The organism is Aliisedimentitalea sp. MJ-SS2 (genome assembly GCF_032586155.1).
In the GTDB taxonomy this organism is placed as follows: domain Bacteria; phylum Pseudomonadota; class Alphaproteobacteria; order Rhodobacterales; family Rhodobacteraceae; genus JAWHTC01.
The window spans coordinates 127,276-143,277 of sequence record NZ_JAWHTC010000005.1; the positions used below are offsets into that span (position 1 = coordinate 127,276).

Consider the following 16,002-nt stretch of genomic DNA (forward strand, 5'->3'; position numbering starts at 1 on the left):
AATGCCGAAAGCCTAGTTCGCCCGGATCACCTGTGCAAGGCGCCGGGCAATGGCGTGGCTGGCCTTGAGAGACGGGTGAATGCGGTCGACAGCGTGAAACGACAGGTCGCCGCTGGGCACCAGATCAGTAATCGGGTGAAAGACGATGCCGCGATCGAGCGCGGCCAGGCGGGCGATGCGGGCCTCGAGCGCGTCGCCTTCATCCTTGCAGTTTTCAATGGGCGTGTCGAAACCGGGGCTGCGCAGGTAGCCGACATAAAGCACCCGTGCGCCGGATTTGCGGATGCGGCTGACCAAACCGGGGATGACTCCGCGCCTGCCATCGGCGGAAATCAGGCGATTGAGTTTGCGGTCGCATTTGTTGCAGCCGCAGCCGAGCCAGAGGTCATTGCCGCCGCCGTTAAGCACCACCCAGTCATATTGGCCGGGGCGGAACTGTTTCGGGATCGACATACCCATGGCACCGGAGATTGGCAGGTTGTAGATCATTCGTGCTCCAGCCACCGGGTTATTGCGCACCGGTTCGCTGAGGATGCGCGACAGGTAGTGGCCGACGGAGCGTCCGGAAATGGAATGCGAGGCCAGAAGACTGTCGCCAATCACCAGGATGCGTGGCTGGGCCTGTTCCTTGGCCGAAATCGGCTGATCCGAAAGCGGTAGACCGAGCAGGGCAAGAATAGCCAGAGTGTAGATCATTGGGCGCATCATGCGGATCAGGATAGGACCGAGAGGAAAACCGGTCCAGTATGGGATGCGTCGAAATTGTGTTGAATTGGTTGAGTTCCGCGGACATTGCCGGACAATTCGGGGGGGTTGTTGAACATATGTCGACAACGCGGGAGGCAGGGGGTCTCCCGTTGAAAACGAATCGTGCAGTTTGCAGGTTTTGTCGCTTGGCGGGCCACCGGCGATGATGACGGCAGTGGCGATTTCCGAGGGGGCGGGTGTGACCCTGTGTATTCACTCCAGCATGACTACTGGCATCACTACTTGCGCTGAGCATGATATTGGCCGCAGGGTGGCGAAGTTGGACAATGGCAACCAGATCAAGTGGCAATTGCTGCGCGACAACGTGATTGCTTCGCCCTGTCTTGAGCCAAAGAAAGGGGCGCTGTCGCTTGAAAAGTGGCAAGCGCTTGGTTTTGAGCTGGACCACGATGTGGTTGCCAAGGCAGCGAAAAATCACCGAGAGTATCAAGGGGCGTGATGGACGCCGAAATTGAGAGAGGCGCGCAGCATGCCGGACATTACACTCGACGAGATCGAACAGACCACCAAGGCGGCACTGGAGCGGCACGGCGCGCTTCCTTGGATTGCCGATGAGGTGGCCCGTGCGGTACGCAAGGCCGAGGCGGTGGGCAACAAGATCTGTGGCCTCTATTACCTTGAGAGCTATTGCCAGCAATTGCAGACCGGCCGGGTGGACGGCAAGGCGGAACCAGTGGTGACACGGCCCAAGCCCGGGGCGGTGCATGTGGATGCCAAACTGGGGTTCGCCCAGCCGGCGTTTTCACGCGGGTTGGACAAGGCAATTGCGGCGGCGCATGAGTGCGGCGTGGCGAGCTTTGCCGTGGGCCATGCGCATACTTGTACCTCGTTGGGGTACTTCACCGAACAACTGGCGCGGAAGGGGATGATCGTTCTGGGCATGACCAATGCCTCGCCCATTGTGGCACCACCGGGTGGCAAGACGCGGGTGTTGGGGACCAACCCGATTGCGTTTTCGGTGCCCGACGGCGATGGCGGGATCGCGATGCAGTTCGACCAGTCGACCACCACCGTTGCGCTGGGCAAGATCACCATGGCCAAAGCGGCGGGTGAACGCATCCCCGAGGGCTGGGCCGTGGATGCGGATGGTAATCCCACGACCGACCCGGCGGCGGCGTTGGGCGGCTCGCTGGTCAGCATGGGGGGCTACAAGGGCTGGGGTTTTGGCCTGATGGCCGAGCTGCTGGCGGCTGGGATGACCGGGGGTGTGGTCAGCCGGGATGTGAAGCCGTTGAAGGCACCCGAAGGCCCGCCGCATGATCTGGGGCAATACTACCTGCTAATGGATCCGGGTACCTCGCCCGAGTTTTTTGACCGGCTGGCGCAGGTGGCCGAGGGGGTGGCGCTGGATGAAGGCGCGCGGATGCCGGGGCAGGGCAAGGTCGAAACTGACCCTGTTACGTTGGAAGACGCGGTATGGGCGCAGACACGGGCTTTGGCTGGGATAAACTAGGCATCTCGAAATTGTCTTGTGCGTCGAGTTAAACTCGAAAAATTCTGAGGCCATGACGTCGAAAGCCGGGATGCTCTATTCAAGCACCGGAAAGAACCCGGCTGGCGAAAGCCGGATGTCACGGACCTGTTCCGTACCCGCGATAACCGTCGTGATCCTGGGGCCCGATACGCCCGGGAAACTTTGCCCCCGGGTTGATCTGAGAGCCAGTTCAAGACCCAGACGCCCCTGCGCGATCGGATCGTCGAAGGGGACCATTTCGACCTTGCCACTCTTCAGTCCGCGCAGGACGGAGTGGCTGATATAGGTCGCGACAAGGGTCGGGCGGTGGCCCCCATCGGGTAGCCGCCGATAGAGTGCCATCGCGCCTTCGATCGCCGGGGCGCTGCCGATCAGGTAATCGACGTCGGGGTGATCCGCCAAGGCGCGTTCGACCTGACGCAATTGTTCGCGCAACCCGGTATCGGCGCGATAGGTTGCAACGATCGTTACACTGGACCCGGCCAGTCCTGCGGATAACCCGCCATCAAGGATCGGCCCCCAGCCGGACTGATCGGGGCCGGTGATCAGCACCGCGCGTGCGGGGGCGGAGCCGGACGGGTGGCGCAGGGTCAGAAAGCCGCCAACAGCCGTCCCCATGCCGTGCCAGTCTACCCCGACCCATCCTGACAGATCGGGAGAGGTCAGGGCGTTGACCAGGGCCAGGACAGGCTGCGTTGCAGCGGCTTCGGACACTGCGGCAAGAAGGGTCGGGTCATCCGCCGACACAGCCCCGATCAACACCGCGTTACTGCTTCCATTCCGGCAGGTTTCGAGTAGGTCGATCTGCCGGGCAAGGGAATGGTAGCCGCCAGATTCATAGATGCGCAGCTCGGTGCCGGTTTCATCGGCCGCCTGTTGCAACCCGAACCCAACGGACAACCAGTACTCATCCTTGAAATGCGGCACGATCACGCAGACCCGCGCGGCGCTTTCCTGCGCCATGCCCGTCGAAACCGTGATACAAAGCAGCAGAAGCGCCGCGACCACAACGAAACCCGCGCGGGCGCAGAGGTGTCGCATGGCCCGGGCACGTTTTGACAAGCAGCTTCGCAGGGTGTTCACCTTCATCACCGGTCTTACCGTCATGGTCGGCGTTGTTGCCATCCTATCGAACCGCTATCTGGTCCAAAGCCATCGGACCTTGATTCAGGACAACCTGCCGGCCGCCGCCTTGACCCGCGATATCCAATCTGGCAGCACCCATATCGCCTCGCTGGCGCGTAGCTATCCCGATATCGGAAATGTCACCGACCTGACCGCGCTGACCAGCGAGTTGTCGACACGCGTGGCCCTGCTTCGCGGGCAGGTGGGCGCTTTGGCCAAAAAGGCCCCCGACTTCAAGGGGCCGCAAGCGCCCGCCTTCAGCGATCTTGAGGCAGCGGTCAAGGTTCAGGCCGCGGCCGCACGCATCCGGTTGCAGACCCGCGACCAGATTGCGGCGCGACAGGCCGACGCGGTTGTGCTGCAGGCGGAACTGGAAGACATCATATCGCGGCAGGCCGACACTGCCCGGGTGCAGGTCACCGCTACTATTGCTGATCTCTACGACGTCCCAGCCGAACATCTTGCCGATCGGCTCGACCAGTTGGCCGACGTGAATTTCTTCGCCTATGACCGGCTTTACGAACTCTTGCGTGCGATCGAAGCCCTGCGCGTGGCACTGGGTCAGGTGGAACGCGCGCCGGATGTTGATGCGCTAGCAACGCTGCGGACCGAGCTCGAGGAGGCGCTGGAAATTGCCGGTCGCCGCACCGCCTATCTGCCGTCGGCCAGCGCACGCACGCGCTCCGACGAATTGCTTAAAGTGCTGGGGGGCGAGTTGATGCCGGACGGCATGATCGGGTTGCGCGCCCGCGGCCTTGAGGCCGACGCTGAACTCACTGTGGCACTGGATGCGCTGCAGGCCCATACCGATGCGCTTGTCGCTTATGCCGACCTGCTTTTCAGCGGCATGGGGGCTGAGGCCGCCGCTAGCCAGGCCCGCACCGAACGGGTATCGCTGTGGGTTTCCGTCGCGCTGGCTGTGGTGCTGGTGGCAGCAATCACCGGCGCGGTTCTGGCCCGCATCGTCACCATCCGCCGCACCGTGTCGCGGCTCAAGGCGGTGTCGCGCCACATCCTAGCAGTGGCCCGTGGCGACTATGACCGCGATATACCCGTCACCGGCCACGATGAGATCGGTCGCATGGAACAGGCGCTGCACGTGCTGCGCCTTCGTGCCGTCGAGGCCCGTCAGCTGCGCGATCAACTAGAAGAGGCCGTCGCCCAGCGCACCAGCGAGGTTGTGACCGAAATGCACGCCCATGACCGCGCCCGTGAAGAGGCCGAGGCTGCCAACCGCGCCAAGTCCGAGTTCTTGGCGATGATGGGCCACGAGATCCGCACGCCGCTGAATGGCGTGGTCGGCATGTTGCGGCTGTTGGAACAGGAGGCCGGGACCGAAGCCGAGCGGAAGCGTGCCACCATCGCTCGGCAGAACGCCGAAAACCTGCTGACCCTGTCGAATGACATCCTTGATTATGCCGCCACGCAGGAGCATCGGCCGCTGCTGCAGCCGGTGCATTTCGATCTACGCGACCTGATGGGGCAACTGGCCGGGTATCTGCGCGCCAATGCTGCTGCCAAGGGGCTGGGTATCGGTGTCGACATGGGCGCGGATGTGCCGCCGGTGCTTTGTGGCGATTTGCAGAAAATCCGGCAGGTGGTGGTGAACCTGTTGTCGAACGCGGTGAAATACACCGAGGCCGGGCAGGTCACGCTCGAAGTCGATCATGCAACTACCGGCGATGGCGGCGTACACCTGGTCAGCTTTACAGTCAGCGACACTGGTATCGGCATCGACGCCCAGGACCACAACCGCATCTTTGATGCCTATGCCCGGGGCCCGGCCCACGCCGGGGACGCGATTGAGGGGTTGGGGCTGGGCCTGTCGATCTGTCGCCGCCTGACCGAGGCTTTGGGAGGCACGCTCTTGCTAGAAAGCACCCCGGGCACCGGCTCACGGTTTGCCCTTACAGTGCCGCTGGCTCCCGGCGACCCGGAACAGGTGACACGACAGGGCGACCGTCTGATCCGCGCGGACCTTGGTCTGCGTGTACTGGTAGTCGAGGATCAACCGGTCAACCGCATGGTGGCGCGCGGCTATCTCGAACGGCTGGGCTGCACCGTTCGCGAGGCGGAAACCGGCGAAGAGGGGGTGCGGCTGGCCGGTGGCGAGGCGTTCGATTTCATCTTGATGGATATTGACCTGCCCGATATTTCCGGCAGCGAGGCGGCAGCGCAGATCAGAGCCACGTTGCCTGCACCGCCGCCCATCGCCGCGCTAACGGCGCACCGGATCGAGGACAGTCCGGAGAAACGGCGCGACCTCAATGTCGACTACCTGTTGCACAAACCCCTATCGCCGCGTGCCCTGTCCGAACTGCTGGGTGGTGGCGTGGATATACCCGACACGCCGGTGCCGGACGGTGTGCGCGATGCCATTGCCGGTGACATCGAGGACATCGGCGCGGAAGAGACCGCGGGCATCGTCCAAGCCTTTCTTGACGAAGTCGATCCGGCACTTGCTACGATGCAGGCCGCCGTCGCCTCTTCGGACCGTTCCGCGCTGGCGAAACAGGCGCATCGTCTAAAGGGGGCGGCGTCGAATTTTGCCCTGACGGCGCTCTGCGATCAGCTGGGCACCATTGAACAGGCGGCGCACGACGGCGAGGATGTGTCGGGTGCAGTTCAGGGGCTGGATCAGGGCATCGTCGAGGCTGTCGCCACCCTCAAAGCTATAGCGAGAGATCTGGGGTTGAGGGTTTAGCAAGGGTGGGGTCAAGGGCATTTTTGTCAAACCTTGTGAATGTCTGGTGACCGTTTTGACCTAACCCGCACTAGCCAGCATATAACCCTCGCCATGGATGGTGATGATCCATTCTGGTGCCGAAGGGTCCGGTTCGATCTTCTTGCGCAAGCGTCCTACCAGCACATCGATGGTGCGGTTGTCCGGCGCCCATTTCTGGTTCTGGATCATGTCCAGAAGCCGGTCACGTGACAGGATCATGCCGGGATGATCGGCAAAGGCTGCCAGCAGTTCGAACTCAGCCCGGGTCAGGTGTTCGACCGCGCCAGCACCGTCCACCAGCCGTCGCCGCATCCGGTCAAGCTGCCAATCGCCAAAGCGGGTCACCACGGGCTGATGATCCTTCTCGGCCTTACGGCAATCTTCGACCCGGTGGGCGAGGTTCTTGATGCGGGCGAACAGTTCGCGCTTGTCGAAGGGTTTGGTGACATAATCGTCTGCCCCAAGCTCCAGCCCGACGATTCGGTCGATCTGATCGGTCCGGCTGGTGATCAGGATGATACCCACCTTCGAGAACGCCCGCTGTTCGCGGGTGATGGTCAGCCCGTCCTTGCCATCAAGGTTGATATCGACCAGCAGCACATCCGCCGGATCACGCGCTACGATCTCTTCCATCGTGGTGGCGTCCGGGGCTTCGCTGACCCGGTACATCTGTTGGCGCAGCTGTGCCGCAAGGCGGCGGCGTGTAACCACGTCGTCCTCGACGATGACGATGTGCTGGGTCATGGGGCAGCCTGACTTTTACATTCTGTTACAAAATCCTACAGCCCGTTCATCCGAGTGACAAGACCGGTTCACACCGCAGCCTTAGAATTGGGGCCAATGAAGAAACCCCTTTTGCATAGGAGCACCCCATGTCATTCCATTCCCCCACACGTCGCGGTTTCCTAATCGGGACCGGGGCCGTTGGTCTTTCATCGCTGTGGAACACCACTGCGATGGCCTCGATCGACCCCAATTCGTTCACGGACCGGGTTTTCCATGCCACCCATTGGGGGCCTCTTGAAGCGGTTGTCCGCGATGGCAAGATCGTCTCGGTCAGTCCGATGATCGAGTTGGACGCGCGGCCCACCGAAATGCTCAGCCTGGGCGTTGTCGACCGAGTCTATTCGAAAACCCGGATCGACTATCCGATGGTGCGCAAATCCTACCTTGCCGGTTGGGAAAGCGGCGACACCAAGCCCGCACTGCGCGGCAAGGAAGAATATGTTCGTGTCGATTGGGACACTGCAATGAACCTGTTTTCCAAGGCGATCCTCGACACCATCGACAAGGGCGGCAACGAAGCGATTTTCAGTTCGTCCTATGGCGGCTGGTCGAACGCCGGGACATTCCGCCCGAACGTGATGCAGGGCCGGTTCTTCAACCTGATCGGCGGCAACTCGCAAACTGTTGGCGACTGGTCGGCTGGGGCCGGTCAGATCGTACTGCCGCATGTGATCGGCGACATGGAGGTTTACTCCGCCCAGACAGCCTGGGAAGTGATCCGCGACAATACCGAGGTCTTCCTTCTGGTCGGCGCTGACCCGATCAAGAACAACCGGATCGAATACCGCGTCGCCGACCATGGCATGTATGCCCACTGGGAAGACATCCGCGACGCTGGCGTGAAGTTCATCTCGATCAACCCGCAGCGCACCGCGTCGGACGAGTTCCTGAATGCCGATTGGATCAAGATCGTTCCCAACACCGACACCGCGCTGTTCCTCGCCATGGCCTATCACGTCATGGAAAAGGGTCTCGACGACAAGGACTACATGGCGAAATACACTGTCGGGTCCGACAAATGGATTGCCTATGTCAAAGGTGAGAGCGACGGCGTCGCCAAAACTCCGGCCTGGGCCGCCGAAATCACGGGCATGGACGAAGCCCAGATCAAGGAACTGGCCGAGCTTCTGGCAACTTCGAAAGCCCAGATTGCCGGCTCCTGGGCCATCCAGCGTGCCCAGCACGGGGAAATGGCCTATTGGGCGATTGCCAACTTTGCTGCGCTTTGCGGCAAGATCGGCAAACCCGGCGAAGGTATCGGTTACTCGTGGCACTATGGCAATGGCGGCATGCCGCAGGGCGGCAACTCGACCCCCGCAGGCCTGGGCCAGGGCCGCAACCCGGTCAAGACGATCTGCCCGGCCAGCCGCATCACCGAAATGCTGGAAAACCCCGGCATGGCATTCAAGCACAACGGTCACGAATACGTCTATCCGGACATCAAGATGATCGTGAACGCGGGCAACAATTTCATGTCGCACCAACAGGACACCACGCGGCTTGTCCGGGCGCTGGCCAAGGTCGACTCGGTTGTCAGCGTCGATGTCTGGTGGACGGCGGCAACCCGCTGGGCCGACATCGTTCTGCCGGCGTCGTCAACTCTGGAACGCGACGACGTCACCTCGGGTGGGACCTATTCGAACGACAAGGTCTACGCGATGAAGAAAGTCATCGAACCGCTTGGCGAAGCCAAGAGCGACTATGAGATCTTCGAAGCGATGGCCGACAAGATGGGTGTCTGGGCGCAATTCACCGACTCCTTGGAATACATGGACCACGTCAAGGCGGCCTATGCCAAGTCCAGCGCAGCGGCGGAAACCCCGTTCGAAGAGTTCTGGGAAAAGGGCTATGCCCGGATGCCGGTGCCCGACGTGGCTCGCAAATGGAACCGCCACGGCGCCTTCTACGACGATCCCGACGGCAGCCCGCTGCACACCGTGTCCGGCAAGATCGAGATGTTCTGTGACACCATCGCCAAATTGGAGCTGGAAGACTGCCCCGGCATGCCAACCTGGATCGAGAAGCATGAGTATCTGCGCAACGCCAAGGAAGGCCAGGTTCACGTGGTCAGCCCGCACCCATGGTTCCGCATCCACAGCCAGATGGACCAATCCGAAAACCTGCAGGCCCTTTACAAGGTGCAGGGACGCGAACCGGTCCGGATCAACGCAGAAGACGCGGCAGCACGCGGCATCGCCGACGGCGACCTGGTCGAGATCTACAATGATCGCGGCGCCTGCATCGCCGGTGCGGTTCTCTCGGACGAAATCATGCCCGGCGTTATCTCGATCTACGAAGGGGCCTGGCCGTCGGTCGACAGCAAGGGGCGTTGCAATTCAGGACTGGTGAACTTCGTGACTTCGACCCAGCGCTCGTCCGGCCTGTCCAACGCGACCTCGGCCAACACCTGCCTTGCGTCGATCAAGAAGTGTGAAGACGCCGATGGTCCGAACATGGCATACGAGAAACCGCCGATCCTGGAAGAGTTCGCCTACGCAGAGGTCGACGAGGACAAGATGGGCCTCGACCGGATTGAGGGTGTGGCCGAGCGGCTGATGGCCGACATGACCCCGGACGAGCGGTTGTTCTACGAACGCTGCACCGTCTGCCACGCACCGCGTGAACCCAGCCACTACACCAAGTTGCAGTGGAAAGGGATCCTGCCGTCCATGTTCGAACGGGCCGGATTGGAAGAGGCTGAAATGGCAACGGTCGAAGCCTTCCTGATGGAACGTGCGGCTGACGCGCACTAAGATAAGAGGGGCGGCTGGCATCTGCTGGCCGCCCTTTTCGATTCGGGGACTTCCAGACATGTCGGACAAACTAAAAGACCAGGAGGCCGCAGCCGATCCCGCGCCCGAACTGATCGTTCTTGAGCGCGCAATTGCTTTGGCGCAAAAACAGGTCTCGCCCATCCCTGACGGTGAAAACATTTCGCTGGATAACGCCTTGGGTCGCGTCAGTGGCGCGCGTGTTCTCGCCCCCGAAGCGATGCCGTTTTTCGACAACTCCGCGATGGACGGGTTTGCCCTGTGCGTGGCGGACCTTGCTGATACCGATACGCTTCCGGTTGCCGGTACCGTGGCGGCCGGGGCGGCGGCGGGCGAGTTGGCCCCGGGTGCGGCCACGCGAATCTACACCGGAGCGCCGCTGCCTCTTGGCGCCGACGCGGTGGTGAAATCCGAGGATTGCACCGACATGGGCGACACGGTGCGCGTCCACGCCCGGCCCAAACCTGACGCAAATATCCGCCGCAAGGGCAGCGACCAGCCCAAAGGTGCGAGCCTGCTGAACCCCGGTCAGGTGATTGCGCCGCGTCATGTCGGCCTGCTGGCCGCCAACGGCGTTACCGACCTGAAGGTCACCCGTACTCCCCGTGTTGGCATTTTCTCGACCGGGGACGAGCTGACCGGTGGGCCGCATGCGCAAGGTGCGATTTTTGATGCCAATCGTCCGATGCTGATGGCGCTGTGCCGTGCGGCAGGGGTGGATGTGACCGACCTTGGCGTGCTGCCCGACGACCTGGAGGCCACCACGCAGGCCTTCGAGAGGCTGGGTGACCAATTCGACCTCGTGTTCACCTCGGGTGCGGTGTCAATCGGTGGGCGCGATCATGTCCGCGCCGCGTTGATGGCGGCAGGCGGCACCCTTGACGGCTGGCGCGTCGCCATCAAACCTGGCAAGCCGATCGCTTTTGGCAGGATAGGCAAAACCGTTCTGACCTGTCTGCCGGGCAACCCCTTTGCCGCCTTTGTCGGATTCCACCTGTTTGCCAGGCCCCAGATCGCCGTGCTGTCCGGCGCCACGCCGGAGTCTTTCGCTATGCGCCGCGCCAAGGCCGGGTTCGACTGGACCCGCAGGCCGGGCCGGGCCGAGGTCTTCCCGGTGTGCGTCGCTGACCATGACGAGCAAGGCACACCCATCCTCGAGCGTTTGGGCAACAGCGTGTCCGCCACGCTATTCCCAATGGTCGAGGCCGACGGGTTGGCGATTGTGTCCGCTTCATCCGCCACTGTGGCGCCTGGTGATTCGCTGCGCTGGCAGCGCTTCACCGGGGCCGTAGAAAACGCATCGAAATCGACGTAACTGGCAAAGTGGTTTCGAAACGCCCTAGGTAAGGGGGCGCGCGTCAACCCTGCGGTGCTGCCGAAAATAACCAAAGCGACCGGATTACCTACCTCGCCAAGCACGCCCATCGCGCCGGTTCATTCTGATTGCCGTCCATCCGCCGATCTGGACAAGTTTGCAGCCGGAAGGTGGCCCGGCCAATTCGCATCTGGACAATTTGTCCTTTTCCGCCTCACCCTGTTCAACAGCATTTTCATTCTGATCTGGCTGTGCTTCGGTTCGGTGGAACGGATCCTCGGGACAAGGCGTGGCAAACAGATAATGTCGACCATTTGGGAAGCACTGACCCAGGCCTTTCTTCTGGTGATCCGACTGGATGCGGATCTTGTCGAGATCAGCTTGCGATCGCTTCAAGTCACGCTCAGCGCGTTGCTGATTGCTTCGTGTATCGCGTTGCCTATCGGTGCAATCCTCGCGGTACGCCGGTTTCCGTTTCGCCGTGTGACGATTGCCATACTCAACGCGTTGATGGGCTTGCCGCCAGTCGTGGTGGGGCTGATCGTTTACGTTTTGCTGAGTCGATCAGGGCCGTTTGGCGTGTTCGGCTTGTTGTTCACTCCGACCGCGATGATCGTTGCTCAGGTCATCATTATCGTACCGCTGATTTCGTCACTTGCGCACCAGGCGCTGCGTGAATTGTGGGCGGAATACCATGACCTTCTGATTTCGCTGAACACGACCAAACGGCAGCGTATGGCGGCGCTGTTGTGGGATGGGCGCCGGGCGTTGCTGACTGCCGTTTTGGCCGGGTTCGGCCGTGCCATCGGCGAGGTTGGCGCGATCATGATTGTGGGCGGCAATATCGACCATGCCACAAGGGTGTTGACCACGGCGATTGCGCTGGAAACTGGCAAGGGGGACTTCGCCCTGGCGCTGGCGCTTGGCTTTGTTCTGATCGCCATGGCGATCCTGGTGAATCTGGCAATACATGCGCTGAGCAGGACCGAGCGGGAGGGGCGTTGGTAATGACCGAGATCCTGCCTCTTGTCGCCAAGAACGCCGTGGTGCGCCGCCGCGGAAAGGTGTTGATCGGGCCGGTGGACCTGACGCTTGAAGGCACAGGCACGACGATCGTGATCGGCCCCAACGGTGCCGGCAAAACGACACTTTTGAAAATGCTGCACGGGATTGCGCGCCTTGGTGGCGGCACCGTACGCTGGGCCTGTTCCGAGGACATCGCGCGTCACCATCAGGCGTTTGTCTTTCAGACGCCGGTTGTGCTGCGTCGGAATGTGCGTGAAAACCTGCTCTATCCACTCAAGCTGATTGGAACGCCTCGCGCTGAGGCCATTCGCATTGTCGAGGACTGGGCTGGCAAGGTTGGTTTGACGGATGCGCTGGATCGTCAGGCGACCGTGCTGTCTGGTGGGGAGCGACAGAAGCTTGCCCTTGCTCGGGCGATGGTTCGGGCTCCCAAGGTGCTTTTTCTGGATGAACCTTGCGCGTCACTGGACGGGCGCGCGACCCGCGAGATCGAGAGCATTCTGGCCGGAGTGGCGGAAAGCGGCACCCGGATCATAATGTCGACCCATGACATGGGCCAAGCCCGACGGCTGGCGGACGAGGTGGGTTTTGTTCTGCATGGAAAAATCCATGAATTCGCGAGGGCAAAGGAGTTTTTCGCCGGGCCGACGACGAAAGAGGCCCGCGCGTTTCTGAAGGGAGATATCGTGGAATGAAGCATGTATTTTTCGGGATGATCGCCGCGGTTTGTTTGTCGACAGCGGTTTGGGCCGATCAAATGAAGCTGGCGGTGACAACCTCGTTTCACAATTCCGGACTGTCGGACATCCTGTTGCCCGCTATCAAGGAAGATCTTGGGCTGGAGGTGCAGCTGCTGGTGGTGGGCACGGGGCAGGCGCTGAAACTGGGGGCTGCGGGGGATGTGGATGCGATCCTGGTACATTCGCGCGAGGCAGAAGAGAAGTTCCTGGCCGCTGGAAACGGCACGCACCGGCGCGAGATAATGTACAACGACTTCGTTTTTATCGGTCCCAAAACAGACGTGGCCGGGGTGGCCACGGCAACTGATGCCAGAGATGCTCTTTCGAAAATCGCCAACGCCGCGGCAGTGTTTGTCAGCCGGGGTGACGAAAGCGGTACACACAAGAAGGAACTCAGCCTGTGGAAGGCTGCAGGGAAGGATGCCGGGAAATTCGGCAGCTGGTACCGCGCGGTGGGCGCGGGCATGGGCAAGGCGCTCAATACCGCAAGCGGTATGAATGCTTATATCATGTCGGATCGGGCCAGCTGGCTGAATTTCGGCAACAAAGGTGATCTGGCGCTTCTGTTTTCCGGCGATCCGGTGCTGTTCAACCAATATGCCTACATTCCGGTGAACCCGGCCATGCACGGCCATGTGAAAAACGATCTGGCAGTCAGGCTTGAGGCTTGGCTGGTGTCGGATACGGCCAAGACGTTGATCAACGATTACAAAATCAACGGTGAGACTCTGTTCGTATTCAACGCATCTACAGAGTGATTGGGCTCTGCGGGAGCGTGCTTTAACGTCGGTTCTCCAACCCGTCAGACTGACGGGTTGATCTTGAGCCGACTTTCGAATTGCCTTCGCAATCCGACCGGCTCGAGGGCCAGGCCGCCGGCCCCAGAGTGTTTTTGGTCAGATAAAGGGGTGGACGGGGAGTTCGAATGATCGCTTGAAGTTAACCCAGCCATCCTCGGCAGCAGCCTGAAGGGGCCGTCTGATTACTCGTCGAGTTCGCCGTGCACCGCGAATTGATCGAGACCGGCATCCTGCGGCTCGATGATCCTGTAAGCTTCGCGCACGCCAGCCTCGGTCAGCTCGCGGGCAATGGTGAGCATGGTGTTTGCATCATGGTCTTCACAGAGCCCGACCATCTGGGCGATTTCTTCGGCGGCGACTGGGCGGGCGGCGTCGGCTGACGGTGCGCCGTAATAGGTCACGAAATGTTGCGCCAGAAGGTCGGTCAACGTTTCGACCTCGGAGGGTTCGATGACGGTGACGGCGACGAAGGTAACGCGGCCCGAGGTTTCCAGCCCGAACCAGCCATTGGCAAAGGCCTGACGCGCCTTGCCAGTCAGATCTGCCTCGGACCAGTTGGAAAACTCGAACCCGCCCGAGATACACCACTCGCCGGTGCGCGCCGGGTTGGCATAGACGCGGGTATCGCTTTCGTCGAAATGAATGGCACGGGCAAGTTTCATGGATCACGAACCTTCAAGAAGCATGGTGAGTGGTATCAGACAGGTTTCGCCGCTCTCGTCCCGCAAGAGCATGCCGAAATCCTCGTCAACACCAAGGAAGGTGCCGATCTGGTCGTTCCGGGAGATGGGTTCACCGATACCGTGGGCCAGCCCGCGCCATTCGGCGTGCAGGGCGCGGGTGCCTTCATCTTCCCAGCGCGAGAGCCAGTTGAGCGTGTGCCGAGCCCAGCTTTCCAACAGGCGTGGGGCTTCGACATCGGCGCAGCCTTCTGCATAAAGCGCGGTATCGTCCGGGCTAGTGCCGGGATCATCCGAGGTGGGCCAAAGTGGCAGTTCCAGCCCGACGACAAGCCAATCCGGCACGTCCTTCGGATCGTTGCCACCTGCCGCTACGCGCAAACGTCCGCAACGCGCACCGTTGATGCGCAGCCCGCCGTCCCACTCCAGATGGACGGCGACTTCGGGTGGGGCCAGAGCGCCCAATGCGTTTTGAAAGCCAACCCCGCAAAGTGGCAGCATCACCAATGCCTTTTCCAGCGCGATCTCGGGGGCAAAGACGATGGCCGCGCGCAGTATGTTTGCCCCAAGATCGTGAACGATCAGCCCTGCATCACAGCCCAGAATGGCCTGTTGTTGGGCGGACTCGAAAGGGTCGTCCTGACCGTCAACTGCAAGGCCGGACATCAAGGGAGGGAAGTGCAAGTCGCTCATGCCACTCCCTTTGCCACCAAGGTGCGGGCGACGTCAACGAAGACCCGTGCCTGCGCGCTGTCGGGTTGCGATACCACAATCGGTGCGCCGCCGTCGGAGGCGAGGCGAATGTCCATGTTCAGCGGCACTTCGGCCAGCAGTGGAACACCCAGCTTGGCGGCCTCATCGGCCACGCCTCCATGGCCGAAAATATGCTCCTCGTGACCGCATTTTGAGCAGATATGTGTCGACATGTTCTCGATCATGCCGACAAGCGGCACGTCGAGCTGGCGGAACATGTCGATCCCCTTGCGGGCATCCAGAAGCGCCATATCTTGCGGGGTAGACACGATCACCGCCCCATCAACAATCGTCTTCTGAGCCAGTGACATCTGCACATCCCCCGTGCCAGGCGGCAGGTCAACGATCAGCACATCCAGAGCACCCCACTGCACTTGGGTCAGCATCTGCTGCAGGGCCCCCATCAGCATCGGCCCACGCCAGACGACGGCCTGATCGTCATTGGTCATCAACCCGATCGACATCATCGTCACACCGTGGTTGCGCATTGGCAGGATCGTCTTGCCATCCGGGCTGGCCGGGCGACCGGACACCCCCAGCATACGTGGTTGGCTGGGGCCATAGACATCGGCATCCAGAAGTCCGACGCGGCGGCCTTCGGCGGCCAGGGCGCAGGCCAGGTTCGACGAAACGGTGGATTTGCCAACGCCCCCCTTGCCGCTGGCCACGGCAAGGATCCGGTCAATGCCGGGCACCTTTTGCGGGCCCTTGGGCGCGGCGGGCTTATTGGGTTTGAGGTCCGGCGGCGCGGCGGCAGCGGCCGTCATTACCACGGTCGCACTGTCAACACCCGGAAGCCCCCTGACCACCTCCTCGGCCGCATCGCGGATCGGGGCAAAGGCTTCGGATTGCGATGCCGGTATCTCAAGAACAAAGCGTACCGTGCCGGAATCGACCGTCAACGCCCGCATGATTCCGGCGGAAACCACGTCTCCGCCATCCGGTGTTTTGATGGCCTTGAGGGCGGCCAGCACTGCCTCGCGCGTTGCCTGTGTGTTGCTCATTCTTGGCCTCCTTTGGTAGATATTGACGGAACGTG

Annotated in this window: 14 protein-coding genes; 8 read left to right on the forward strand and 6 right to left on the reverse strand. The window is 61.6% G+C overall.

Features of this window, described 5'->3' with window-relative positions; genetic code table 11:
* Positions 1 to 12: 12 nt before the first annotated feature.
* Positions 13 to 696, reverse strand: coding sequence for an SGNH/GDSL hydrolase family protein (locus tag RXV86_RS18270; RefSeq protein WP_316301770.1), 684 nt, complete (start codon positions 694 to 696; stop codon positions 13 to 15).
* A 217-nt stretch (positions 697 to 913) separates the two neighbouring features.
* On the opposite strand from RXV86_RS18270, the gene RXV86_RS18275 reads away from it, so the two are divergent.
* Both RXV86_RS18275 and RXV86_RS18280 read left to right on the forward strand, forming a co-directional pair.
* A complete protein-coding gene (locus RXV86_RS18275) occupies positions 914 to 1,207 on the forward strand; it encodes a hypothetical protein (protein WP_316301772.1) in 294 nt (97 codons plus the stop codon).
* A 30-nt stretch (positions 1,208 to 1,237) separates the two neighbouring features.
* Entirely contained in the window at positions 1,238 to 2,221 is a 984-nt protein-coding gene (locus tag RXV86_RS18280) for an Ldh family oxidoreductase (RefSeq protein ID WP_316301773.1), read from the forward strand.
* Between the two features lie 75 nt (positions 2,222 to 2,296).
* On the opposite strand, the gene torT is transcribed toward RXV86_RS18280, so the two are convergent.
* Entirely contained in the window at positions 2,297 to 3,283 is a 987-nt protein-coding gene (gene torT, locus RXV86_RS18285) for a TMAO reductase system periplasmic protein TorT (protein WP_316301775.1), read from the reverse strand.
* Here torT and RXV86_RS18290 point away from each other — a divergent pair.
* Complete coding sequence (locus RXV86_RS18290; protein WP_316301777.1) at positions 3,282 to 6,071, forward strand: ATP-binding protein; 2,790 nt, start codon at positions 3,282 to 3,284, stop codon at positions 6,069 to 6,071. The two genes, torT and RXV86_RS18290, sit on opposite strands and share 2 nt — an antisense overlap.
* Positions 6,072 to 6,131: 60 nt before the next feature.
* Here RXV86_RS18290 and RXV86_RS18295 read toward each other — a convergent pair whose 3' ends face one another.
* Positions 6,132 to 6,836, reverse strand: a complete 705-nt coding sequence (locus tag RXV86_RS18295) for a winged helix-turn-helix domain-containing protein (protein ID WP_316301779.1) — start codon at positions 6,834 to 6,836, stop codon at positions 6,132 to 6,134.
* A gap of 128 nt (positions 6,837 to 6,964) precedes the next feature.
* Here RXV86_RS18295 and RXV86_RS18300 point away from each other — a divergent pair, with 128 nt between their 5' ends.
* From RXV86_RS18300 to RXV86_RS18320, 5 genes are all read left to right on the forward strand, one after another.
* Positions 6,965 to 9,631 (forward strand): molybdopterin-dependent oxidoreductase, encoded by a 2,667-nt coding sequence (locus RXV86_RS18300; RefSeq protein WP_316301781.1) that lies wholly within the window; start codon positions 6,965 to 6,967, stop codon positions 9,629 to 9,631.
* Positions 9,632 to 9,689: 58 nt separating this feature from the next.
* Positions 9,690 to 10,964, forward strand: a complete 1,275-nt coding sequence (gene glp / locus RXV86_RS18305; RefSeq protein WP_316301782.1) for a gephyrin-like molybdotransferase Glp — start codon at positions 9,690 to 9,692, stop codon at positions 10,962 to 10,964.
* A gap of 303 nt (positions 10,965 to 11,267) precedes the next feature.
* A complete protein-coding gene (locus RXV86_RS18310; protein WP_316301783.1) occupies positions 11,268 to 11,972 on the forward strand; it encodes an ABC transporter permease in 705 nt (234 codons plus the stop codon).
* Entirely contained in the window at positions 11,972 to 12,685 is a 714-nt protein-coding gene (locus tag RXV86_RS18315) for an ATP-binding cassette domain-containing protein (RefSeq protein WP_316301784.1), read from the forward strand. The genes RXV86_RS18310 and RXV86_RS18315 overlap by 1 nt, the downstream gene beginning before the upstream one ends.
* On the forward strand, positions 12,682 to 13,488 hold the full coding sequence (locus tag RXV86_RS18320; protein ID WP_316301786.1) for a substrate-binding domain-containing protein: 807 nt from the start codon (positions 12,682 to 12,684) through the stop codon (positions 13,486 to 13,488). The genes RXV86_RS18315 and RXV86_RS18320 overlap by 4 nt, the downstream gene beginning before the upstream one ends.
* 224 nt (positions 13,489 to 13,712) lie before the next feature.
* On the opposite strand, the gene RXV86_RS18325 is transcribed toward RXV86_RS18320, so the two are convergent.
* Genes RXV86_RS18325 through RXV86_RS18335 form a run of 3 tightly spaced genes read right to left on the reverse strand, consistent with a single transcriptional unit; the run spans position 13,713 to position 15,967 of the window.
* Positions 13,713 to 14,192: a DUF6505 family protein gene (locus RXV86_RS18325; RefSeq protein ID WP_316301788.1), complete on the reverse strand. Its 480-nt coding sequence runs from the start codon at positions 14,190 to 14,192 to the stop codon at positions 13,713 to 13,715.
* Between the two features lie 3 nt (positions 14,193 to 14,195).
* Positions 14,196 to 14,903: a DUF4444 domain-containing protein gene (locus RXV86_RS18330; protein ID WP_316301790.1), complete on the reverse strand. Its 708-nt coding sequence runs from the start codon at positions 14,901 to 14,903 to the stop codon at positions 14,196 to 14,198.
* Positions 14,900 to 15,967 (reverse strand): Mrp/NBP35 family ATP-binding protein, encoded by a 1,068-nt coding sequence (locus tag RXV86_RS18335; RefSeq protein ID WP_316301792.1) that lies wholly within the window; start codon positions 15,965 to 15,967, stop codon positions 14,900 to 14,902. Before RXV86_RS18335 ends, RXV86_RS18330 begins: the two co-directional genes overlap by 4 nt.
* Positions 15,968 to 16,002 lie beyond the last annotated feature (35 nt).

Bases quoted from the DNA above. Each gene is read 5' to 3' on its own strand.
- RXV86_RS18290 (WP_316301777.1), top strand. From the start codon at position 3,282: ATGGCCCGGGCACGTTTTGACAAGCAGCTTCGCAGGGTGTTCACCTTC.
- RXV86_RS18310 (WP_316301783.1), top strand. From the start codon at position 11,268: ATGTCGACCATTTGGGAAGCACTGACCCAGGCCTTTCTTCTGGTGATC.
- RXV86_RS18315 (WP_316301784.1), top strand. From the start codon at position 11,972: ATGACCGAGATCCTGCCTCTTGTCGCCAAGAACGCCGTGGTGCGCCGC.
- glp (WP_316301782.1), top strand. From the start codon at position 9,690: ATGTCGGACAAACTAAAAGACCAGGAGGCCGCAGCCGATCCCGCGCCC.
- RXV86_RS18320 (WP_316301786.1), top strand. From the start codon at position 12,682: ATGAAGCATGTATTTTTCGGGATGATCGCCGCGGTTTGTTTGTCGACA.
- RXV86_RS18280 (WP_316301773.1), top strand. From the start codon at position 1,238: ATGCCGGACATTACACTCGACGAGATCGAACAGACCACCAAGGCGGCA.
- RXV86_RS18295 (WP_316301779.1), bottom strand. From the start codon at position 6,836: ATGACCCAGCACATCGTCATCGTCGAGGACGACGTGGTTACACGCCGC.
- RXV86_RS18325 (WP_316301788.1), bottom strand. From the start codon at position 14,192: ATGAAACTTGCCCGTGCCATTCATTTCGACGAAAGCGATACCCGCGTC.
- RXV86_RS18330 (WP_316301790.1), bottom strand. From the start codon at position 14,903: ATGAGCGACTTGCACTTCCCTCCCTTGATGTCCGGCCTTGCAGTTGAC.
- RXV86_RS18300 (WP_316301781.1), top strand. From the start codon at position 6,965: ATGTCATTCCATTCCCCCACACGTCGCGGTTTCCTAATCGGGACCGGG.
- RXV86_RS18335 (WP_316301792.1), bottom strand. From the start codon at position 15,967: ATGAGCAACACACAGGCAACGCGCGAGGCAGTGCTGGCCGCCCTCAAG.
- RXV86_RS18275 (WP_316301772.1), top strand. From the start codon at position 914: ATGACGGCAGTGGCGATTTCCGAGGGGGCGGGTGTGACCCTGTGTATT.
- RXV86_RS18270 (WP_316301770.1), bottom strand. From the start codon at position 696: ATGATCTACACTCTGGCTATTCTTGCCCTGCTCGGTCTACCGCTTTCG.
- torT (WP_316301775.1), bottom strand. From the start codon at position 3,283: ATGCGACACCTCTGCGCCCGCGCGGGTTTCGTTGTGGTCGCGGCGCTT.